Source organism: Leptolyngbya sp. 'hensonii' (assembly GCF_001939115.1).
Taxonomy (GTDB): domain Bacteria; phylum Cyanobacteriota; class Cyanobacteriia.
This window is the reverse complement of the sequence record NZ_MQTZ01000041.1, coordinates 86,305-107,158: the sequence shown is the minus strand read 5'-3', so window position 1 is coordinate 107,158 and position 20,854 is coordinate 86,305. Positions and strand designations below refer to the sequence as shown.

Sequence of the window (20,854 nt, the reverse complement as noted above, 5' to 3'; positions counted from 1 at the left end):
TTTTAGCTCAACTCATACCTGAAATTGTGACTCTTTCAACCATGAAGCAAAGGCTAATATCTCTCCTTATTTGTGGCAGATTAAGTTTATTTGCGTGAAATAGGGAGAGATTTGCTGTGATCGAGTCACCACGGTATTGATTTCAGAGCATTCATGTAACTCCTGATCTAAGGGTCCGATCTGTTGTGATTTGAGACTGAATCCCTATGCCTTCTTCATCGCTGCAAAACCAATCTCCCCAGGCTACTGCAAAAAACTCGCGTCCTCAATCCACCGTCAATGGTGCAACGGTCGATCGCCGCTTCAAATCATTGGATATGACGATGAAACGGCATCAGCATCAACCAGATGCCCTGATTGAAGTGTTGCACAAGGCTCAAGAGGCGTTTGGATTCCTGGAAGAAGACGTGCTGCTCTATATCGCCAGAGGGCTGAGATTGCCCCTCAGTCGGGTCTATGGGGTGGCTACGTTTTACCATCTGTTTTCCCTGAAGCCCAATGGTACCCATACCTGTGTCGTCTGTTTGGGCACAGCCTGCCATGTTAAGGGAGCCAGTAAATTGCTTGCCCTCCTGGAGGCGGAACTGGGGATCAAAGTGGGAGAAACGACTCAGGATGGCCAGGTGTCCTTGATGGCCGCCCGGTGTTTAGGAGCCTGTGGAATTGCGCCTGCCATTGTGATTGATGGCGCTGTGAGCGGTAAGCAGACGCCTGAAGCTGCTTTAGATAAGGTGCGGGTTTTAGAACAGCAATAATCGACATTAGGGAAAGGGCATGGATATTACGGAATTGCATGAAATCGCTCAGCAAGAACGCGATCGGCGCAAACCGACTCGCATTCGTTGCTGTACTGCGGCAGGTTGTTTGTCTTCTGGCTCTGCAGCAGTGCGCAATGGTCTGGAAGCAGCCGTTCAGAGTGCGGAACTAGAGGCTGAGGTCGAGGTTTGCAGTGTGGGCTGTATGCGCTTCTGTGGGCGAGGCCCCCTGGTAGAAGTGGACTCCAGCCAGACCCTCTATGAGCAGGTGACCCCAGAAGATGCGCCTTCGATCATTGCGGCCCTGCAAGGAGGAACGGCTACCCCGATGCAAGGGGATCCCAACCATCCCTTTTTCATGCGGCAGATGCCGATCGTGCTGGAAAACAGTGGCAAGATCGATCCGGAACGAATTGAAGAATATATTGCGGTTGGGGGGTACGAACAACTACATCATGCCCTGACGGAAATGACGCCCGCGGAAGTCATCGAAGAGGTGACGAAGAGTGGCCTGCGCGGACGGGGTGGGGGGGGCTATCCTACCGGGTTGAAGTGGTCCACCGTGGCCAAGATGCCCCCTGGCCAGAAGTATGTCATTTGCAATGCCGATGAAGGAGATCCCGGTGCCTTCATGGACCGCAGTGTGCTGGAGAGCGATCCCCATCGGATTCTGGAAGGGATGGCGATCGCAGGCTATGCCGTGGGTGCGAACCACGGCTTCATCTACGTGCGGGCCGAGTATCCCCTGGCCATCAAACACCTGCAAAAGGCGATCCAGCAGGCGAAGAAATACGAGCTTCTCGGTAGCCAGATCTTTGAATCTCAGTTTGATTTCAAAATTGATATTCGCATCGGAGCTGGAGCTTTTGTCTGCGGGGAAGAAACAGCCCTGATTCAGTCGATTCAGGGTGGGCGCGGCAATCCCCGACCCCGACCCCCCTATCCAGCCCAGTCGGGTCTGTGGGGCTGTCCCACCCTGATCAACAACGTGGAAACCTATGCCAACATTGCCCCAATTATCCGCAATGGGGGGGATTGGTACGCTGGCATTGGCACTGAGAAAAGCAAGGGGACGAAGGTTTTTGCCTTAACTGGTAAGGTGAACAATGCAGGTCTGATTGAAGTCCCAATGGGGACCACCCTGCGGCAAATTGTGGAAGAAATGGGGGGTGGGGTTCCTGATGGGGGTCGGGTCAAGGCCGTTCAAACTGGGGGACCGTCGGGGGGCTGTATCCCAGCAGACTTGCTGGATACACCGGTTGAATATGAATCCCTACAAAAGTTAGGCACCATCATGGGATCGGGCGGCATGATTGTCATGGACGACGAAACCAGCATGGTGGAAATTGCCCAGTTCTATATGGAGTTTTGCCGAGGCGAAACCTGCGGCAAATGTGTGCCCTGTCGCACCGGCACCGTCCAGTTGTTCACCATGCTGACCAAAATTATGAACCGGGAAGCTACCCAGGCTGATCTGGAGAAAATGGAGTCCCTCTGCCATATGGTGCGGGAGATGAGCCTGTGTGGATTGGGGATGACGGCTCCCAACCCTGTGCTTAGCACCTTGAAGTATTTCAAGCATGAGTATCTGGAGTTACTTCAGGCTCCGGCTGCTGATAACGGTAAGGTTTCCGTTTCGCAATCTTCATGAGGTAACTATGTCAGTCAAAACACTCAAGATTGATGGAATTGATGTGGCGATCGAAGAAGGTGCAACGGTTCTCCAGGCAGTTCGGGAGGCGGGGGTACCCATTCCTACCCTGTGCCATCTGGAAGGGGTAACACCCATCGGAGCCTGTCGCCTTTGTATGGTGGAAATGACCGGGAGTCCTAAACTGTTCCCAGCCTGTGTCACCCAGGTGGCTGAAGGCATGGACATTCACACCAACACACCCAAACTGCAGGACTATCGCCGCATGGTGGTGGAATTGCTGTTTGCTGAAGGGAATCATGTCTGTGCCATCTGTGTGGCCAATGGCAACTGTGAATTACAGAATGTGGCGATTCAAGTGGGGATGGATCATTCGCGCTTTCCCTACCGGTTTCCCGATCGCAAAGTGGATGTGTCCCATGCCCAGTTTGGGATTGACCACAACCGCTGTATTCTCTGTACGCGCTGTGTCCGGGTTTGTGACGAGATTGAAGGAGCCCATGTTTGGGATGTAGCCCAGCGGGGAGCGGCCTGCATGATCGTATCTGGGTTGCATCAGCCCTGGGGAGAGGTGGATGCCTGTACATCCTGTGGCAAGTGTGTGGATGCCTGTCCTACAGGAGCCATTTTCCGGAAGAGTGAAACGACCGGTGAGAAAACCAGAGATCGCAACAAGCTGGAATTTTTGATGCAGGCACGGGAGAAGCACGAATGGACAAGATAAGATTCGCTACCGTCTGGTTGGCTGGCTGTTCTGGTTGCCACATGTCTTTTCTGGATCTGGATGAGTGGCTAATTGATCTGGCGCAGCAGGTCACAGTGGTGTTCAGTCCGGTTGGGTCGGATTTGAAGGAATATCCTGAAAATGTCGATGTTTGCCTAGTGGAAGGGGCGATCGCCAACGAAGAAAACCTGGAATTGATTCAAAAAGTCCGCCAGCAGACAAAAATCCTGATCTCCTTTGGGGATTGTGCCGTCACTGCCAATGTTCCAGCGATGCGGAATATGTTGGGTAGCGCTGATGCGGTCTTAAAGCGGTCCTATCTGGAACTGGCTGACGGAAGCCGCCAGTTGCCCCATGAACCGGGCATTGTTCCCGAACTACTCGACCAAGTCTGGCCTGTCCACCAGGTTGTCCCGGTGGACATCTATATGCCGGGATGCCCACCACCCGCCGATCGGATCAAAGCCACCCTGGAACCGCTTCTACGCGGTGAAATGCCTGTTATGGAAGGGCGCGAGATGATCAAGTTTGGCTAATGGCAAAAAATAATAACCAATAAGTGACAGCCACCCAGAAGAGAGGCATTATGAGAACTGTTGTCATTGACCCAGTGACCCGGATTGAAGGACACGCCAAAATCTCGATTTTTCTCGATGATGGGGGGGAAGTTTCTGATGCGCGGTTTCACGTCGTGGAATACCGGGGTTTTGAGAAGTTCTGCGAAGGTAGACCCTTCACCGAGATGGCAGGAATTACAGCAAGGATTTGCGGCATTTGTCCGGTCAGCCACTTGCTGGCATCGGCGAAAACGGGTGACAAAATTCTGGCGGTAAAGATTCCTCCGGCGGCAGACAAACTGCGGCGGTTGATGAATCTGGCCCAGATTACCCAGTCCCATGCTCTTTCCTTTTTTCACCTGAGCAGCCCTGATTTTCTACTGGGCTGGGATAGTGATCCGGCTAAGCGCAATGTGTTTGGATTAATTGAGTCTGACCCGGATCTGGCCCGGGCAGGCATTCGGTTGCGGCAGTTTGGCCAGACCGTGATCGAATTACTGGGAGCCCGCAAAATTCATGCGGCCTGGACTGTACCGGGGGGAGTCCGATCGCCCCTGACGGAGGAAGGTCGGCAATGGATTTGCGATCGCTTGCCGGAATCTTTTGACACCCTCTACCTGGCTCTGGGACTTTTCAAACAGTTAATTGACGGTCCCCTTAAGGAGGAGGTCAATATTTTTGGGGCTTTCCCCTCTCTGTTCATGGGTCTGGTTGGCCCGGAAGGGGAATGGGAGCATTATGGGGGGCATCTCCGCTTCACTGATAGTCAGGGCAACATCGTGGCAGATCATCTGTCTGAGGACGATTACGAAGATTTTCTCGGGGAAGCTGTTGAGCCTTGGTCCTATCTGAAATTTCCTTACTACAAACCCTGGGGCTATCCTGCTGGGATCTACCGGGTCGGTCCCCTGGCCCGGTTGAATGTGTGCAGCCACATTGGGACAGAAGCCGCCGATCGAGAACTCAAAGAATTGCGTGACCGATCGGGCGGGGTGCCGACTTCATCCTTCCTGTACCACTATGCCCGCCTGGTTGAGATCCTGGCGGCCTTGGAGCAGATTCAAATCTTGATGGACGATCCGGATATTGTTTCCAGTCGGGTACGGGCCCATGGGGGTGTGAACCAGTTAGAGGCCGTGGGCGTGAGCGAAGCCCCACGGGGAACCCTGTTTCACCACTACCAGGTCAATGAGGATGGTTTGATCCAGAAAGTGAACCTGATTATTGCAACCGGGCAAAATAATCTGGCCATGAACCAGACGGTGGCTCAAATTGCCCGCTCCTACATTCAGGGTCAAGATGGTGGGGCTTCCATTCCAGAAGGCTTGCTGAACCGAGTTGAAGCCGGGATCCGATGTTTTGATCCCTGCCTGTCCTGTTCCACCCATGCGGTCGGACAGATGCCCCTCCACATTCAACTGGTGGCTCCCGATGGTCATGTGGTGGATGAAGTGTATCGAAATTGAGGCTGGACCATGACTAAAGAACCCTTATTCCTCTGTATGGGATCTGCCTGTCATCAACTGGGAGTATACGAAGTGTTACCACGACTCCAAGCCCTGATGCGAGAGCACCAACTGGAAGACAGCGTCACCCTGAAAGGATCATTTTGTTTAGAAATCTGCAGTAACGGCATCACCATGAAGTTTCGAGACCAGCACTTTATGAATATCAGTCCTCAAAACCTGGACGAGATATTTGTCCGAGAAATCCTCCCGGCGATTCAAACCGTCTGTTCCTGTTAATAGATCGCAGAGACACGGAGGATCTTCTTCTCTCTCTCCTCTGGACTTCTGCGGTCAATCCGTCCTCTGCGCCTTTGCTGCGAACAAATTCTCACCATGTTCAACGAACCCGATCATCTCTGGAAATTACTGTGGGACTATGATCCGAACGGGTTAATTGTCGTTGATCCAGATCTGTATATTCGGCTGGCCAATCCGGCTTTCTGCAAAATGTTTCAACTAGAACTAAAAGACCTGATCGGCCAGCCCGCAGAAGCTATTTTTGACGATGTGGAGGATTTCAAAAAAACCTGGCAGCAGAATCTGGTGATTCGAGGAAAGTTCAAGGAATATCCAAAACATAATCTCTATGTGAAACAGGTTTTCTTTGCGATCGAAAGTGAAGGAGTGATTGCCTCAATTCTGGTAGATATTAGCCATGAATTAATGCAAAAACGGGAATTTGACAAACTGAAGCGTGAAACGATCGAAAAAGTCAATCAGGTCGTAGATAACCAGATGAAAGTGGTGCAGGAAATTGCTGGGCTACTGGGTGAGACAACGGCTGAAACGAAGGTCAATTTGTTTAAGATTATTCAAATCCTGGAAAACCATCCGCTTTGAAGTCGGATTATGTATTGCACCGTCACCACGGATAATTTTTTAGATATTTATGAAGCCAGCCTGACGAAAAAAGGTGAGGAGCTTTGTGGTGACAAAGTGAAATATCTAAAGACGGATAAGAAAGTCACGATCGTGCTTTCTGATGGCCTGGGCAGTGGGGTGAAAGCCAGTATTCTAGCGACTCTAACGACTGAGATTCTGCTGACAATGCTGGATGCAGATGTCTCTTTAGAAGAAGTTCTGAAGACAATTATTGCTACCCTGCCAATCTGCAAAGTTCGCAAAATCGCCTATTCTACATTCACCATTATTCAGGTTGATGTCGAGACGAATCGGTTCACGGTGATTAACTTTGATAACCCTGCTCCCCTCTATTTTCATCAGGGCAAAGTCGTGCAACTGGAGACCCATACGGAACAAATTCTGGATCGTAAAATTTCCCTGGCCCATGGAGAATTACACCGGGGAGATTTCCTCTGTGCGGTCAGTGATGGGGTGCTCTATGCTGGCATGGGTGTCACCCTCAATTTTGGTTGGGGTTGGGAACAGATTGCTGAATATGTTGAAGGAATTTTAGGCCAGAAATCCCATACGGCCCGAACGATCGGGCGCGATGTGCTGCAGAAAACTTACTCCCTTTATCAAGGAGAAATTGGGGATGATGCCACTCTGGTCGGGATTTACGTGCGACGCCGCAACCCCCTGATTATTTTTACTGGCCCTCCCCTGGATCACAATAGAGACGACTTGTATGTTGAAAAATTTCTCAACTTTAAAGGTCGGAAAGTGATTTGTGGCGGCACTACTGGAAATATTATGGCGAACTATTTAGGAGAAAGTATTGAGATCGATCTATCCACAATTCGCAAAGAATTACCCCCGATCGGAACCCTCAGTTATGTCGATTTGGTCACAGAAGGGATTCTGACCATTTCTAAGGCCACTGAATATATTAAAAATGCCAGTGGCGACCTGAGTCGGTTACATTTTGACAACAATGGGGCTTATCTGTTAGCCAGAGAGATTCTGAAGGCCGATTCAGTGCATTTCTTGGTGGGTCAAAGTATCAATGAGTTCTATCAAAATCCTCTGTTGCCCAAAAATATTTCTATCCGCCGCAGTTTAATTGAAGATCTGGTGCAATTCCTGCGTAGTCGGCAGCGAGAGGTCACCATTGAATACTGCTGATCCCGACAAAATTCCCTATCTCGTCATTGGCTATGGCAACACCCTGCGGAGCGATGACGGAGCCGGATACTGGGTCGCAGAGACGATTTCTCAATGGGACTGGGCACCGCTGAGATCGCAGGCCGTACACCAATTAACCCCTGATCTGGCCCTTGCGATCGCCCAGACTGAAACCGTGATTTTTATTGATGCCACAACAATATCTAGTGAGGTCATTTTTCAACCTCTAGAGGTGGATTTAACCGTAACCTTTACCACCCATTTTGCCCATCCCCGATCGCTACTGGCCCTGGCCTCCACCCTCTATCAAGCCAACCCAGTTGCCTATCACCTTTTGATCCCAGCCAGCAATTTTGAGTTAGGCGAAATTTTTTCCCAAACCACTGCAAATTGTTGTTACATCGCTTTAGAAAAAATCAAGAATTTTGTCGGTTATCCATAAAGGTTGCCCCCAAACACTCACAAGATCCTCATATTCTTTTTCTAGCCTTAGAAAGAGATAACCCCAGCACAAATGCACGGTATCACCTCTGCGTATTCCGCGTCTCTGCGGTTTTCCCTTCTGATCAAACCCTCTACAAAAAACGTTCTGCACTTCTGCAGTTTTATCAAAAGCCTATCCCTAATCTGCTGGGCTGATTAAAAAACTTCTGACCTCAACTGCTCTAACTCTGCTACAAGGAGCGGACTATGTCCTCCAAAAATTTTGCCACCATTGACGCCAACGAAGCAGTCGCTCGTGTTGCCTATCGCCTCAGTGAAGTCATTGCCATTTATCCCATTACCCCTGCTTCTCCGATGGGGGAATGGGCTGATGCCTGGGCCGCTGCAGCCCAACCTAACCTATGGGGCACTATTCCTGCGATCGTGGAAATGCAGAGCGAAGGAGGTGCTGCCGGAACCGTCCATGGAGCTTTACAGGCTGGGACTCTGACGACGACCTTCACCGCCTCCCAGGGCCTGCTCCTGATGATCTCCAACCTGTACAAGATCGCCGGAGAACTGACGGCTGCAGTCATCCACATTGCAGCCCGATCGCTGGCAGCCCAAGCCCTCTCCATTTTTGGGGATCACAGTGATGTCATGGCTGTGCGATCGACGGGCTGTGCCCTCCTCTGTTCGGCCTCGGTTCAGGAAGCCCAGGACTTTGCCGCAATTTCCACCAGGGCCACCCTCGCCTCCCGCATTCCCTTCCTGCACTTCTTCGATGGCTTCCGTACCTCCCACGAAGTGCAAAAAGTTACCCTGATCCCGGACGAAGCCTTGTGGAGTTTCATCCCCAACGACCTGATTCTGGCCCATCGTGCCCGATCGTTGACCCCCGATCGACCCGTGATTCGCGGCACAGCCCAGAATCCGGATGTTTATTTCCAGGCCCGTGAGTCTGTGAACCGCTTCTATGAAACCTGTCCAGCGATCGTCCAGGAGGCCATGGATGAATTTGCCCGCTTAACCGGACGCCAGTACCATCTCTACGAGTACTACGGTGATCCTCAGGCAGAGCGCGTGATCGTATTGATGGGGTCCGGTTGCGAAACCGTCCACGAAACAGTGGATTACCTGAAGGCTCAGGGGGAAAAGGTTGGGGTGTTAAAGGTGCGCCTGTACAGGCCCCTGGATATGCAGCAATTTGTGGCTGCCTTGCCCCAGAGCACAAGGGAGATCGCGGTCCTCGATCGCACCAAGGAGCCGGGGAGTGGCGGGGAGCCCCTGTATCTGGATGTGGTGAGTGCCCTGGTAGAAGCCCAGCGGCAACAGATTCGGGTGGTCGGGGGTCGCTACGGCCTATCCTCCAAGGAATTTACCCCGGCTATGGTGAAAGCGGTCTTCGATAATCTGGCCGCAGAGAAACCCCTGAATCATTTCACGGTAGGGATTCACGATGATGTCACCCAGACTTCCCTGCCCTTTGACCCCGCGTTTTCAACTGAATCGGAGGCGATCGTCCGATCAATCTTCTTTGGGTTAGGCTCAGATGGCACCGTGGGAGCCAATAAGAACTCGATCAAGATTATTGGAGAAGAGACAGAGAACAATGCCCAGGGCTACTTCGTTTACGATTCCAAGAAATCTGGTTCAGTCACAGTTTCTCACCTGCGCTTTGGGCCTGAACCGATTCGCTCTACTTATTTGATCAGTCGGGCTAACTTTGTGGCCTGCCATCAGTGGGAATTTGTCGAGAAATTTGACCTGCTGGAAGCGGCCCAACCGGGAGCGGTTTTCCTGCTCAACAGTCCCTACGAACCGGAAGAAACCTGGATGCGACTCCCCGAATTACTCCGGGCAGAAGTTCGGGAAAAGGAGTTGAAATTCTATGTGATCAATGCCTCCCAGGTGGCGCGAGATGCGGGCATGGGGGGCCGGATCAATACGGTGATGCAGGTCTGTTTCTTTGCTGTGGCGGGTGTATTGCCCCGCAAGTCGGCGATCGAGCAGATTAAACAATCCATCCGCAAGACCTACGGCAAGAAGGGCGAAGCGGTGGTGACCATGAACCTGAAAGCGGTTGATCAGACCCTGGAAAACCTACATCAGGTGGATTACAGTAGCTATCAGGAAATTCCGTCCAGTGGGGTGCAGGCTCTGCAGTCTCCGATTTCGGATGCAGCACCTGCCTTTGTCCGAGATGTGCTGGGGGCCATGATGATGCGCCAGGGGGATAGCATTCCGGTCAGTGCCCTGCCGATCGATGGCACCTATCCCAGTGGCACCTCCAAATGGGAGAAGCGCAATATTGCCCAGGATATTCCAGAATGGGATCCAGAGGTCTGTGTGCAGTGTGGCAAGTGTGTCATGGTCTGTCCCCATGCGGTGATTCGCTCTAAGGTGTATGCACCAGAGTCCCTGGCTCAGGCTCCAGATCACTTCAAACATGCCGCTGCCAGGGACCATGACTGGAGCGACCTGAAATTCACGATTCAGGTGGCAGCGGAAGATTGCACGGGCTGCGGTGTTTGCGTGGATGTCTGTCCAGCAAAAAATCGGGCTGAACCCCGCAAAAAGGCCCTCAATATGGTTCCCCAGCTACCTTTGCGGGAACAGGAACAGCAGAACTGGGACTTTTTCCTCAATCTGCCCAATCCCGATCGCAGTCACCTGAATCTACACAAGATCGCCCATCAGCAAATGCAGGAACCCCTGTTTGAGTTCTCGGGAGCCTGTGGCGGTTGTGGCGAAACGCCCTACATCAAGCTGGCAACCCAACTGTTTGGCGATCGCATGCTCGTTGCCAATGCCACAGGCTGTTCTTCCATCTACGGGGGCAACCTGCCCACCACCCCCTGGACCCATAACGGGGAAGGGCGGGGTCCAGCCTGGGCCAACTCCCTGTTTGAAGACAACGCGGAATTTGGGCTGGGCTTCCGGGTGGCGATCGACAAGCAGCAGGACTATGCGAGGGAATTGTTGCAGGAATTGGTGATCGATCGGGGCGCGGGGATTCCCATTCCTGTAGATTTAGCAATCGCGCTTCTGCAGGCAGAGCAAGTGGATGAGGCCGATATTGTCGCCCAGCGGGAGCGGGTGGCTTCCCTGAAACAGGGTCTGGAGCAGTGGCTGGCTGAATTGGCAGCAACAGATCCTCTCCGGAGTAAATTGCAAACCCTACAGGCTCTAGCGGATTATCTGGTCAAGAAGAGTGTCTGGCTGATCGGGGGAGACGGCTGGGCCTATGACATTGGTTATGGGGGCCTCGACCATGTTCTGGCCAGTGGGCGGAATGTCAATATCCTGGTGCTGGATACGGAGGTTTACTCCAATACCGGCGGGCAGATGTCCAAGGCAACGCCCAGGGCAGCGGTGGCCAAGTTTGCTGCTGGCGGAAAACCCACGCCCAAGAAAGACCTAGGGCTGATGGCCATGAGCTATGGCAATGTCTATGTAGCCAGTGTAGCCATGGGAGCCAGGGATGAACATACTCTCAAAGCCTTCCTAGAGGCGGAATCCTACAATGGCCCCTCCTTGATCATTGCCTATTCCCACTGCATCGCCCATGGGATTGACATGACCACAGGTCTACAACAGCAGAAAGCGATGGTTGAGTCGGGCCGCTGGTTGCTCTACCGCTACGATCCGCGCCGAGCAGAACTGGGTGAGAACCCGCTCCTGCTGGATTCCCGATCGCCCAAACTGCCCGTTCAGGACGTGCTATATCGGGAGAATCGCTTTAAGATGCTCACCCTCAGCAAGCCAGAGGAGGCCAAACACCTCGTCCAACTGGCCCAGGCAGATGTCACGACCCGCTGGCAGATGTATCAGTATCTGGCCACGCGCCAGATGCAGAATGGGCATCACCAGGGAGAGCTAAAGGTGGTTGACACTTCATCGCCAGCACCAGTCAAGCCATAACCCAAGGCGCAAGAATTTGAGGAGAACAGGTCATGGATTTAACGACAAATTACTTGGGACTGACGCTGCGATCGCCCCTGGTGGTCGGGGCTGCAGCTCCCCTGACGGAGCAGATTGATCAGATCAAACGAATGGAAGATGCGGGGGCTGCTGCCGTAGTCCTACACTCTCTATTTGAGGAGCAGATTGAGCAGGATGAACTGGATCTGCATCACCACTTGCACCATGGCACCGAAAGCTTTGCCGAAGCGCTCACCTATTTCCCGGAACCGGAAATCTTCCATGTCGGTCCAGCCCTGTACCTGGAACATATTCGGCAGGCGAAACAGGCGGTGGATATTCCCATTATTGCCAGCCTGAATGGGTCCACCATGGGGGGATGGACCGATTACGCCCGCCAGATCGAGCAGGCCGGGGCCGATGCGATCGAACTCAATATTTATGCCATCCCTACAGGCTTACATCAATCCAGCGCGGAGATTGAGCAGGAATATGTCAACATCCTCAAGGCGGTAAAGGCTGCCGTAACTCTCCCCGTGGCCGTCAAGCTCAGCCCCTATTTCACAAACCTGGCCCATATGGCCAATCGCCTGACCACGGAAGGGGCGGATGGGCTGGTGCTGTTCAACCGCTTCTACCAGCCTGACATTGATGTGGAGGCACTGGAGGTTCGTCCCAATGTTCTCTTGAGTACGGCCCAGGATATGCGATTACCGATGCGCTGGATTGCGATTCTCTATGGCCGGATTACAGGAGATCTGGCAGCAACGGGCGGGATTCAACACGGGGTCGATGTGGTACGCATGTTGATGGCAGGGGCGAAGGTGACGATGATTGTGGCGGCTTTGTTGCGCCATGGCATCGACCATTTGCATCAGATGGAACGGGAGTTACGGCACTGGTTGGAGGAGAATGACTATACGGCGATCCAACAACTCCAGGGCAGTATGAGTCAGCTCTACTGTCCTAATCCCAGCGAGTTTGAACGAATTCAGTACATGCGGGCGGTGCAGACCTATCACCTGGAGGGGCATCCAGTCCATCCCCAGGGATAGGCTTTGGAATCAAGAGGTTCGATCTCGCCTCTGGCGCTGCGGTTTCTCCGAATTGGCTTTGATCGCTCTTGATTCCAGGCGAAATTCTGGAATGTCCTGCAGTTGCTCCTCCTCCAGACTGTACTGTTCACAGACGAGGCTCAGACGCATCCCGGAACTTTTGACCGGATTGACCGCATGGGTCAAATCTCCCTGGAAAAAGATCAGGGTGTTGGGGTGGGGGCGAATTTGCCCCACCTGACGTTTGGACGATCTCAGGACCAGTTCCCCCCCTTCTAAATCGGCAGGAATCCGGACGTACAGCACACTGACGCACAGGGGAGGGGCGATCGCCTCGCAGTAGGAGCGGAGGGAGCGATCGATGTGGGGGTCTACCCGGGATCCCTGTTCCAGCAGCAGAGGGTTCAGGTAGAAAGCATTGCATTCAGGTTGCAGGACCCGCTCCAGATAGGGATTCAGGTAGGGGAAACGCTGCTGTACCTTCCCGATATGGGAGCGTCGAAAGACGATAGAAAATCCTTTAGTTCCAACAAAATCGCGATTCAGATTATTGACCGCAAAGTAAGGACAGGTCAAAATCTGCCCCTGCAGTTCACTCAGATAAATGGGAGGAAAAACCTGGGAATACTGGCTGTAGTAAGACAAGGGAAAAATTGGACTGAGTTGGACAAATCCAGTATTAACATCCTATCGGTGATCGGGCCGGATATCCGTCTGAATAGAAGCACATACTGCTCTGAGTGGACGTTGCTTCTGGTAATTATCCGGGATAGATCCCCAATACCCCCTGGGAATGATCAATCCCTGATGGCAAATATATGTAACTTAAATGTCTTCCCTCTGCTGAGGGCTTCCTGTTCCCATGGTAAAGTTGCAACCAGGAAGGAGTATGCGTTTCGGACCGACATAAGGAGTTTTTGAATGCCTGTTGCAGTTGGTATGGTAGAAGTTTTGGGCCATCCACCGGCCCTATCCGTAGCTGATGTGATGGTGAAAGCTGCCCGGGTAACATTTGTAGGTTATGAAGTGGTCAGTGGAGCTCGGGTGACGATTATCATTCGGGGTAATGTGTCTGAGGTGCAACGGTCCGTCGAGGCGGGTGTGGAAGCGGCTAAGAAAGTAGCCCCCCAAAGCGAGAAAGAAAAGAGCCTATTTCTGTCTGCAACGGTTATTCCCCGTCCCCATGAGAATGTGGAAGTGGCCCTCCCCATTCATTTCCGGCCTGCAGTAGAACAGTTCAGGTTTTAGGTCTGCCTACTCGACTGGACGCACGATCGCTGGAGCATTCAGCTTCACAGGTTGGAAAATAGCCTGCAAAGCTTGCTCCAGGCTCTCTGCCATCACAATCTGATTTTCATAGGCAACCACGACCCGCACCAGAGTTGGCAGGCTGTTTTCCGCCGCTTCCAGATAGATGGGTTCCACGTAGAGTAGGGACTCCTCGATCGGAATCACCAGCAAATTTCCCTGAATGGCACGAGATCCCTGCCGGTTCCAGAGGGAGATTTGCTGGGAAATCACGGGGTCCTGGTTAATCCGAGCTTCGATTTGCTCTGGACCATACACCAAAATTTGTTTGGGAAACTCATAGAGCAGTAGTTTCCCATAGTTTTCCCCATCCGATCGGGCGGCCAGCCAGGCCACCAGATTGGTTCGTCCGTTGGGGGTATAGGGCGACAGCAGGATAAACTCCTCAAAAGGGACTTTGGGTAGGCTGGTGATCAGGTAGTAGGGTTCCACCAGTTGGGATTGTCCCCCATAAATTTCCTTGGGGATTTGCCACTGATCCTCCCGGTTGTAAAAGACCTGGGGATCGGTCATGTGATACGTCATTAACTGCTGAGCCTGAATTTCAAACAGATCCGATGGATAGCGGATATGACTGCGTAAAGAAGCTGGCATGGCCTTGAGGGGCTTGAACAGACTGGGGAAAATAGCCATCCAACTCTGGACGATCGGATCTGTCGGATCGGCTACATAGAAATCAATCGCACCATTGTAGGCATCCACCACCACCTTCACGGAGTTGCGAATATAGTTCAGCTCTTTCTGCCCTGGATCAGAGTAGGGATAATGGGTGGTGGTGGTGTAGGCATCTACAATCCAGAACAAATGGCTGGGGGTTGTTGGGGGTTCTACCTGCTGGGGAGAGCTGACATCTGCCACCACCAGGTATGGGTCACTGTCATATCGCAGGAATGGTGCGATCGCGCGGATGCGCCGGTTGATATTACGGCGGAACAGGAGTTTCGTCTCTGGTAGAAAGTCCTGGGTCAGGAGCATCTGCCAGTCCTGCAGGTAACGGGCAAAGAGCCAGCGCCGCCAGGACTTGAGGGAAATCCCTCCTCGACCATCGTAGATGTTATAAACATTCTCTTCCCCGCTGGGATAGTCCAGCTCCCGAACTTGGGTTCCGGTCATAACATAGGTGTTGGTCAGCTCCCCATAGTAGATGCGGGGATTATCCGTCGAGATATTGGCGCGAATGGCCTCCCTGGATCTATTCAGATTGCCAGCACTGCCCACCCCGATGTCCTTGACAAAATACTCTGGCAATCCGCCCGCTCCAACCCGGTTCACCGGACTGAGGGTGAATCCGTAGCCATGGGTGTAGATCAGGTGCTGATTGACCCAGGTTTTGGCCTCTGCAGGAACGGCACTATAATCCAGTTCTCTGGCTGCGATGAGCACCTGCTGCCGTTCTGTCTCTAAGTCAGGGTTAGGCAAAGTGGGTTTGAAGTCATTGCGCTGAAAGGTGTAGCGATCGAGATCGGCATCCGGAAAGCGATAGTAGAGGCGGATCTGCTGCAGTTGACGATTGGTTTCCAGCAGAGGCCGCTGATCCCAGAGGCGAATATTGCGAATGGTCAGGTCATTCGCCTGCAGATCTCGCACCGTCAGCTTACCTTCAGGATTAAAGATGGTACTCTCAGCCTTGTTCAGGTTGAAGGCTTGCCGGGTCAGAGCGATCGTGCGCTGGATAAAGGGTTGTTCCCGTGCTAGTTCATTGGGGCGGACGACCAGTTGTTGAACAGCCATGGGCAGCAGGGTTGAGGCCAGCAGGGCAACGCCACTGTAAAGGCTGAGGATGACCAACAAACGGCGGGAAGCCTGTTTGGATCGATCGAAGCCCAGTGCCTGCCAGACACAGACTAGGGCGATCACCAGCGCTGTTCCACTCAATAGGGTGTAAGCAGGCAACTGGGCTGTGACATCGGTATAGCTGGCTCCGTAGCTGACCCCCTGTTCCGAGTAAAGGAGCTGGTTGCGACTGAGCCAGTAACTGCCTGCGATCGCCAGCATTAGCCCGCCCACCAGACCCTTAAGATGGCGCTGTTGGGGCTGGGAAAATCCTGGAAAGAAACCCTGGCTGAAACTATCTCCTGACAGGAGGTAAATCAGCATGACGGAAATCAGACTATACAGAGTCAGGCCCACCCACCAGAACTGCAGAAGCTCTAGCACAGGTAGGGTGAATATATAAAAACTAATATCTTTGGCAAAAATCGGATCCGTAATCTGGAAAGGAATCGGATGAAGAGACTGCAGAATTCGACCCCAGTTGCCCGACAGAATTAACCCCAACATCAGACTGAAAACTGCTCCAATCAGGGATAGCCCAGTCTGGGGGGCCAGGACCAGGGCGATCGCTAGCCCAAGCAGGGCTAGGAGCAGCCATCCTGACTCAGGCAGTTGGGTGCCCAGGTGGACGAAGGCCTGGAGATTGAACTGGGAGGGTAACTGGGGGATGACTGAAACTTGAGTCCAATCTTGATGCCAGTAGGCCAGGGCAAACTGGCCATAATGCAGCAACAATAGTCCCGGCATCAGTGCCAGTGCCCCAGCCAGGGGCAGAAAGCGACAGAGTGGGATGCCCTGGGGGGCAGGGGTTGAGGAGAGGGGCAGGGGGTGGCGAAACTTCCGGGCTATTGCGAGGTTCGCGAGGAGGTAAAGAACCGTTATGCCCAGGACGATCGCCCCAATGATGCCCTGGGTCAGCAATTTAAGCTGAAAAACCTGAGCATAGTCCACCTCTTGAAACCAAAGGATTTCTGCCCCTAGACTCGCCCCTAAATGGGTTATAAGCCAGAGTGCAAACAAGATCAGGAGGAGTCGTGAGCACCACTTCCAGAACACAGAAGCCTTGGCAGAGGTTATTGCTGGTTTGCTCTAGCGTCTCGAACGGCGGCGTAGAAGAAGAAACCCGTCAGAGGAATGCTGACAGCCAGGATAATCCCTGTTGCAAGGGTTCCCAATTCTGGGTTGCCAGAGGAGAGTTCAAAGACGGAGCCAACCGATGCGATCGCCGCAATGCAGGAGCCAGTAAGAAATACACCACTTTTAGGGGTCACAGATATCACCTTGAGGACGTTCAAATAACTGGCTTGACTGCATTGATTGCAAAGCCATACTTTGCCAATTCCTGACTCAGCGTTAGCCTGTTTTCCACCCGATCGACAAACAGGATCCCGTTCAGGTGATCCATCTCATGCTGAATGGCCCGTGCCAGTAACCCACCTGTTGTGAGTCGCTGAGGCCGCCCAAACTCGTCTTTATAGGAGACTTCAATAACTTCGGGTCGCTTCACATCTAGATAAACTTCAGGGATGCTGAGACATCCTTCCTGAGCAACGCACATATCTCGGCTCACTTGCTTGATTTCCGGATTAATCAGAATCAGGGGTGGCGTCGCTGCATTGTCTGGTTCGCAGTCCACCACAATCAGCTGTTTGGCAACAGCAACTTGAGGCGCAGCCAGACCGATACCATCGGCACTATACATAGTCTGTAGCATGTCCCGAATCAACAACCGAATCTCTTCATCTACCCGGGAGATCCGCCTGGCGGGCTGCCGCAAAACTTTATCCCCCAAATGGTGAATCTCCATCGGAGGCTTTTTCAGCTTTTTCTTCTCAACGACGACCTCAGTTGCCATGATGCCCTACTCGAATTCAGCTCAATGTCGGAATGATTCCGCTTTTCCTATCTTAACAAGATTAGCCCAGATTAAGCTACTGAATCCCCCCCCCTGGTTACAGCACCTTGTGGGTATATTCATGCTGCTTCACATTATCCTCGGTGCGAACAATACGCTGAGAGTTGAGAATTCGCTTTCGATCCAGGGAATGGTTGAAATCCTGACGCATGGTTCCCGCAGGGATCAACGTCTGGGCAGAGGGGCGTCTCTTATAGGTCCGGGCTGCCGCGATCGCCCGTTGCCGGAATTCTTCACACAAATGAATCCCTGCTGGAAATTCTCCGGGCAGTTGGGGGCTACTTTCCCCAGGGAATATACTACCCAGGTTGGTTCCAATTGCCCACTGGTAAGAGGTGGGAATGCCCTTGACGATCGCCTCTAAGGCTGCTGAGGGAATGGGTTCTGCAACTTGGAGTTCATGGACTTCACCCTCTTCCTTGATAAAGCAGGTGGCTAACCCAAGAACCAGGTAATCCTCAGTAGATAAATCAGGCGCATCTGGATAGAAAACAACAGTCGTCATAGATGGGGGGAGATGAAGTGGGCAGGTCTTTCTTCAGAATAGCAGGAGGCTATACCCGTTCAGGGGCAGACCAATTGGAAAGAGGAGATGGGTTGCATTCAGAATATCAGCGTTCCCTAGGGAGAATTAGCCGAGCCCTGGATCTGAATGATGACTTTATCTACCAGGATGACTCGACGTTGCTTTGGATGCAGTTTTTGAGATTGCTCCTGCATCAGCGTTCCCATCTGTTGCGGGTCAAAGTATCGATCGAAATCAACGCGCAACTGGGTCACGCGATTCTGAAACGTTTGTACTTCTGCCTGCAATTCTCTTAGTTTCTCCTGCTGGGACTGGTAGTAAGGAAACATTCTGACGAGAGCCGAGGTAGCTCCGGCAAGAAGTATCATACCAGCCAATAATTTGGGCGCTGTTTCCAGAATCACTGACCAGTAAAGTAACCGCCGGTTGCGAGGCGCACGATGATGGGAACGAACCTGAGGTGATGCAACCTCGATCGGTGGGAGCTTGGATGGAGAAACACTCATACCTGAACACGGAGAAGTCTTACAGCTGATAAGCTATCAGCTTTTGTTGGTTTTGCCATCCCTTTTGCCATTTTTATCCCTACTCTTTTTGTTAAGACCCGATCTGAAGCCAGTGAATACTGTTCTCAAGGATAGTTGAAAAGCCCCTGGCAGTTAAAATCGCAACTTCAACCTAAAAAACATAGAAGCCATTCCTGAAAAATCAAGAATGGCCTGTTAAAGCGATTAGTCGCTATACCGACTGCTATCAGAATCGCTGAAAGACAAATAGAATATCGGATGAGACTCTACTTATACAGTTCAGTTGATAAACGATAGGCAAGAATACCCGGAATCAGTGCTATCACCAGTGCCATGTAGATCTGACCATCTGATAAAGACATCGTTAACTAACCCCTTTTCTCAAATAGGATGCTAGTTCAATAATTTCGGCCAAATCGTAGATATCCGGAACAAGTTGTTACATGTTGTCACAAAGCCCCTCCAGTAGAGGTTCAACTCAACCTTAAACCGATAGAGTGGAGCCGCTATACTGAGAACTAGCTAGAAGGAAGTCCGTAAAATTCCTCATATGCCACCCTATCTCCTTGTGTTACTGTGGTAACTCCCTTTTTGGAAAGTCAGGATTCTATTCGGTCAGACTTCAACCGCAAGTTGAGGCGGATTCAACGAGACGTTTTGCGAATGGGAGCCCTTGTTGAACAATCCTGCAGATTAGCCTCCCTGGCTTTAATTGAGCGAGATCTGGAAGCGGCCAGACAAATTCCACCCCAGGATAAACAAATTGACCAGTTGTATCGGCAGATTGAGGTGGATTGCATCAGTGCCATGGCCATGCAAACACCGGATACACAAGAGATCCGTCTGCTCAGCGCCATGATGCAATTAGTGCGAGACCTGGAGCGGATTGGAGATTATGCAGAAGATCTGGCAGAGATCGCCGTTATTCTTTTCCCCTATCCGACCCACGGTTGTATCGATCGGGTCCAACTCATGCTCAATCGCTGTCAGGCTATGTTAGCCATGAGCCTTCAGGCCCTATCTGATCTGGATGCCAAATCTGGGCTGGAGGTGAGGGATAGGGATGATGCAGTAGACTCTGACTACGAAGCTTTATACAATTGGCTGGTTCATCACACAGATATTCAAGGATCTGTGGAGCCGATCGTTCTATTGGTTCTGGTTATCCGCTATTTGGAGCGAATGGCAGACCATGCAACGAATATTGGTAAGCGCGTTGCCTTTATTGTAACGGGTCAGCGTTAGTCTGAATGATTGTGTCTGCTTGCTCTGAAACCAGTCTGACATCCCTCTGTTGGGTGCAATGTTTCTATCACGATCGGGTTGATCACGGTATGTAGCTGCCCAGGTCAGAAGACCACGGTAGAATGGGAACTTATGGAACAAGAAGTTGTTACGCTTTTATCTCGTCGAGAGCTGGACAAGATGCGTCGGGCGGGTCGCCTCGCCGCAGAATTACTCCATCACCTGGAGCCCATGGTACAGCCAGGGGTCTCCACCCTAGAAATTAATGATGAAGCTGAGCGCTGGACCCAGGCTCATGGGGCGAAAAGCGCTCCCCTCGGGTATCATGGCTACCCCAAGTCGATCTGCACCAGTGTGAACGAAGTAGTCTGCCACGGTATTCCGAATGCCAAGCAAATTCTCAGAACTGGCGACATTATCAACGTCGATGTGACCTTGATTCTGGATGGATACCATGGCGATACATCAAAGACCTTTTTGGTCGGGCAGCCTTCCCCAACGGCGCAACGGTTGGTAGAAGTTACAGAAAAGTGCCTCTATTTGGGGATCGCAGAAGTGAAACCAGGAGCGAGGATTGGGGATATTGGGGCAGCCATCCAAAACTACGCTGAACCCCAGGGCTTCTCGGTTGTGCGCGATTTTGTCGGCCATGGCATCAGCCATATCTTTCATACCGCTCCCCAGGTCCCCCACTATGGCAAACGAGGGACAGGGTTAAAGTTGCGACCGGGCATGGTCTTCACGATCGAACCCATGATTAATGAGGGGACCCATGAAGTCAAGGTCCTCAAAGACAAATGGACTGCTATCACCCGAGATCGCAAGCTGTCAGCTCAGTTTGAGCATACGATCGCTGTCACGGAAGAAGGGGTCGAAATCCTGACCTCTCTGGAAGCAACGGTTTTGGCTTGATGGGTTTTACGGAAATTACGGAA

Annotated in this window: 21 protein-coding genes; 14 read left to right on the top strand and 7 right to left on the bottom strand. The window is 52.1% G+C overall.

Going from position 1 to position 20,854, the window contains the following annotated elements:
• Positions 1-206: 206 nt before the first annotated feature.
• The 11 genes from hoxE (at position 207) to BST81_RS12365 (ending at position 12,625) form a co-directional block, all read left to right on the top strand.
• A complete protein-coding gene (gene hoxE, locus BST81_RS12415; protein WP_075598819.1) occupies positions 207-755 on the top strand; it encodes a bidirectional hydrogenase complex protein HoxE in 549 nt (182 codons plus the stop codon).
• Positions 756-774: 19 nt separating this feature from the next.
• Positions 775-2,406 carry a NuoF family protein gene (locus BST81_RS12410; protein ID WP_075598818.1) on the top strand — a complete coding sequence of 544 codons (1,632 nt, stop codon included), beginning with the start codon at positions 775-777 and terminating at the stop codon, positions 2,404-2,406.
• A 7-nt stretch (positions 2,407-2,413) separates the two neighbouring features.
• On the top strand, positions 2,414-3,130 hold the full coding sequence (gene hoxU, locus BST81_RS12405) for a bidirectional hydrogenase complex protein HoxU (protein WP_075598817.1): 717 nt from the start codon (positions 2,414-2,416) through the stop codon (positions 3,128-3,130).
• Positions 3,118-3,666 carry an oxidoreductase gene (locus tag BST81_RS12400; protein ID WP_075598816.1) on the top strand — a complete coding sequence of 183 codons (549 nt, stop codon included), beginning with the start codon at positions 3,118-3,120 and terminating at the stop codon, positions 3,664-3,666. The genes hoxU and BST81_RS12400 overlap by 13 nt, the downstream gene beginning before the upstream one ends.
• A 50-nt stretch (positions 3,667-3,716) precedes the next feature.
• Positions 3,717-5,153, top strand: a complete 1,437-nt coding sequence (locus tag BST81_RS12395) for a Ni/Fe hydrogenase subunit alpha (RefSeq protein ID WP_253188265.1) — start codon at positions 3,717-3,719, stop codon at positions 5,151-5,153.
• Between the two features lie 9 nt (positions 5,154-5,162).
• Positions 5,163-5,432 carry a (2Fe-2S) ferredoxin domain-containing protein gene (locus BST81_RS12390; RefSeq protein ID WP_075598815.1) on the top strand — a complete coding sequence of 90 codons (270 nt, stop codon included), beginning with the start codon at positions 5,163-5,165 and terminating at the stop codon, positions 5,430-5,432.
• Positions 5,433-5,528: 96 nt separating this feature from the next.
• Positions 5,529-6,035: a PAS domain-containing protein gene (locus BST81_RS12385; protein WP_075598814.1), complete on the top strand. Its 507-nt coding sequence runs from the start codon at positions 5,529-5,531 to the stop codon at positions 6,033-6,035.
• 9 nt (positions 6,036-6,044) lie between these two features.
• Positions 6,045-7,223, top strand: a complete 1,179-nt coding sequence (locus tag BST81_RS12380) for a SpoIIE family protein phosphatase (protein ID WP_075598813.1) — start codon at positions 6,045-6,047, stop codon at positions 7,221-7,223.
• Positions 7,210-7,665: a hydrogenase maturation protease gene (locus BST81_RS12375; protein WP_075598812.1), complete on the top strand. Its 456-nt coding sequence runs from the start codon at positions 7,210-7,212 to the stop codon at positions 7,663-7,665. The genes BST81_RS12380 and BST81_RS12375 overlap by 14 nt, the downstream gene beginning before the upstream one ends.
• Positions 7,666-7,913: 248 nt before the next feature.
• Entirely contained in the window at positions 7,914-11,570 is a 3,657-nt protein-coding gene (nifJ, locus tag BST81_RS12370) for a pyruvate:ferredoxin (flavodoxin) oxidoreductase (RefSeq protein ID WP_075598811.1), read from the top strand.
• Between the two features lie 32 nt (positions 11,571-11,602).
• A complete protein-coding gene (locus BST81_RS12365; protein ID WP_075598810.1) occupies positions 11,603-12,625 on the top strand; it encodes a dihydroorotate dehydrogenase-like protein in 1,023 nt (340 codons plus the stop codon).
• Between the two features lie 9 nt (positions 12,626-12,634).
• On the opposite strand, the gene BST81_RS12360 is transcribed toward BST81_RS12365, so the two are convergent.
• Entirely contained in the window at positions 12,635-13,270 is a 636-nt protein-coding gene (locus BST81_RS12360; protein ID WP_075598809.1) for a 2OG-Fe(II) oxygenase, read from the bottom strand.
• A gap of 276 nt (positions 13,271-13,546) precedes the next feature.
• Here BST81_RS12360 and BST81_RS12355 point away from each other — a divergent pair, with 276 nt between their 5' ends.
• Complete coding sequence (locus tag BST81_RS12355) at positions 13,547-13,873, top strand: carbon dioxide-concentrating mechanism protein CcmK (RefSeq protein WP_075598808.1); 327 nt, start codon at positions 13,547-13,549, stop codon at positions 13,871-13,873.
• Between the two features lie 6 nt (positions 13,874-13,879).
• Here BST81_RS12355 and BST81_RS12350 read toward each other — a convergent pair whose 3' ends face one another.
• The 6 genes from BST81_RS12350 to psaM all read right to left on the bottom strand — a co-directional run bounded on the left by BST81_RS12350 (position 13,880) and on the right by psaM (position 19,036).
• Positions 13,880-16,762: a UPF0182 family protein gene (locus tag BST81_RS12350; protein WP_075598807.1), complete on the bottom strand. Its 2,883-nt coding sequence runs from the start codon at positions 16,760-16,762 to the stop codon at positions 13,880-13,882.
• Positions 16,763-16,779: 17 nt separating this feature from the next.
• Entirely contained in the window at positions 16,780-16,977 is a 198-nt protein-coding gene (locus BST81_RS12345) for a hypothetical protein (protein ID WP_075599140.1), read from the bottom strand.
• Positions 16,978-16,997: 20 nt separating this feature from the next.
• Complete coding sequence (gene def / locus BST81_RS12340; RefSeq protein WP_075598806.1) at positions 16,998-17,561, bottom strand: peptide deformylase; 564 nt, start codon at positions 17,559-17,561, stop codon at positions 16,998-17,000.
• Positions 17,562-17,658: 97 nt separating this feature from the next.
• Entirely contained in the window at positions 17,659-18,126 is a 468-nt protein-coding gene (locus BST81_RS12335) for a hypothetical protein (RefSeq protein ID WP_075598805.1), read from the bottom strand.
• A 116-nt stretch (positions 18,127-18,242) separates the two neighbouring features.
• A complete protein-coding gene (locus BST81_RS27515; RefSeq protein WP_075598804.1) occupies positions 18,243-18,653 on the bottom strand; it encodes a hypothetical protein in 411 nt (136 codons plus the stop codon).
• Between the two features lie 287 nt (positions 18,654-18,940).
• Positions 18,941-19,036, bottom strand: a complete 96-nt coding sequence (gene psaM / locus BST81_RS12325) for a photosystem I reaction center subunit XII (RefSeq protein ID WP_075598803.1) — start codon at positions 19,034-19,036, stop codon at positions 18,941-18,943.
• 214 nt (positions 19,037-19,250) lie between these two features.
• On the opposite strand from psaM, the gene phoU reads away from it, so the two are divergent.
• On the top strand, positions 19,251-19,919 hold the full coding sequence (gene phoU, locus BST81_RS12320) for a phosphate signaling complex protein PhoU (RefSeq protein ID WP_075598802.1): 669 nt from the start codon (positions 19,251-19,253) through the stop codon (positions 19,917-19,919).
• Positions 19,920-20,051: 132 nt separating this feature from the next.
• The gene (gene map, locus BST81_RS12315) at positions 20,052-20,831 is read left to right on the top strand and encodes a type I methionyl aminopeptidase (protein ID WP_075598801.1); all 780 of its coding nucleotides are present in this window, start codon (positions 20,052-20,054) and stop codon (positions 20,829-20,831) included.
• Positions 20,832-20,854 lie beyond the last annotated feature (23 nt).

Coding starts and splice junctions, on each gene's coding strand:
- BST81_RS12410 (WP_075598818.1), top strand. CDS start 775: ATGGATATTACGGAATTGCATGAAATCGCTCAGCAAGAACGCGATCGG.
- BST81_RS12335 (WP_075598805.1), bottom strand. CDS start 18,126: ATGACGACTGTTGTTTTCTATCCAGATGCGCCTGATTTATCTACTGAG.
- nifJ (WP_075598811.1), top strand. CDS start 7,914: ATGTCCTCCAAAAATTTTGCCACCATTGACGCCAACGAAGCAGTCGCT.
- psaM (WP_075598803.1), bottom strand. CDS start 19,036: ATGTCTTTATCAGATGGTCAGATCTACATGGCACTGGTGATAGCACTG.
- BST81_RS12390 (WP_075598815.1), top strand. CDS start 5,163: ATGACTAAAGAACCCTTATTCCTCTGTATGGGATCTGCCTGTCATCAA.
- BST81_RS27515 (WP_075598804.1), bottom strand. CDS start 18,653: ATGAGTGTTTCTCCATCCAAGCTCCCACCGATCGAGGTTGCATCACCT.
- map (WP_075598801.1), top strand. CDS start 20,052: ATGGAACAAGAAGTTGTTACGCTTTTATCTCGTCGAGAGCTGGACAAG.
- BST81_RS12365 (WP_075598810.1), top strand. CDS start 11,603: ATGGATTTAACGACAAATTACTTGGGACTGACGCTGCGATCGCCCCTG.
- BST81_RS12395 (WP_253188265.1), top strand. CDS start 3,717: ATGAGAACTGTTGTCATTGACCCAGTGACCCGGATTGAAGGACACGCC.
- hoxU (WP_075598817.1), top strand. CDS start 2,414: ATGTCAGTCAAAACACTCAAGATTGATGGAATTGATGTGGCGATCGAA.
- def (WP_075598806.1), bottom strand. CDS start 17,561: ATGGCAACTGAGGTCGTCGTTGAGAAGAAAAAGCTGAAAAAGCCTCCG.
- BST81_RS12355 (WP_075598808.1), top strand. CDS start 13,547: ATGCCTGTTGCAGTTGGTATGGTAGAAGTTTTGGGCCATCCACCGGCC.
- BST81_RS12380 (WP_075598813.1), top strand. CDS start 6,045: ATGTATTGCACCGTCACCACGGATAATTTTTTAGATATTTATGAAGCC.
- BST81_RS12400 (WP_075598816.1), top strand. CDS start 3,118: ATGGACAAGATAAGATTCGCTACCGTCTGGTTGGCTGGCTGTTCTGGT.
- BST81_RS12385 (WP_075598814.1), top strand. CDS start 5,529: ATGTTCAACGAACCCGATCATCTCTGGAAATTACTGTGGGACTATGAT.
- hoxE (WP_075598819.1), top strand. CDS start 207: ATGCCTTCTTCATCGCTGCAAAACCAATCTCCCCAGGCTACTGCAAAA.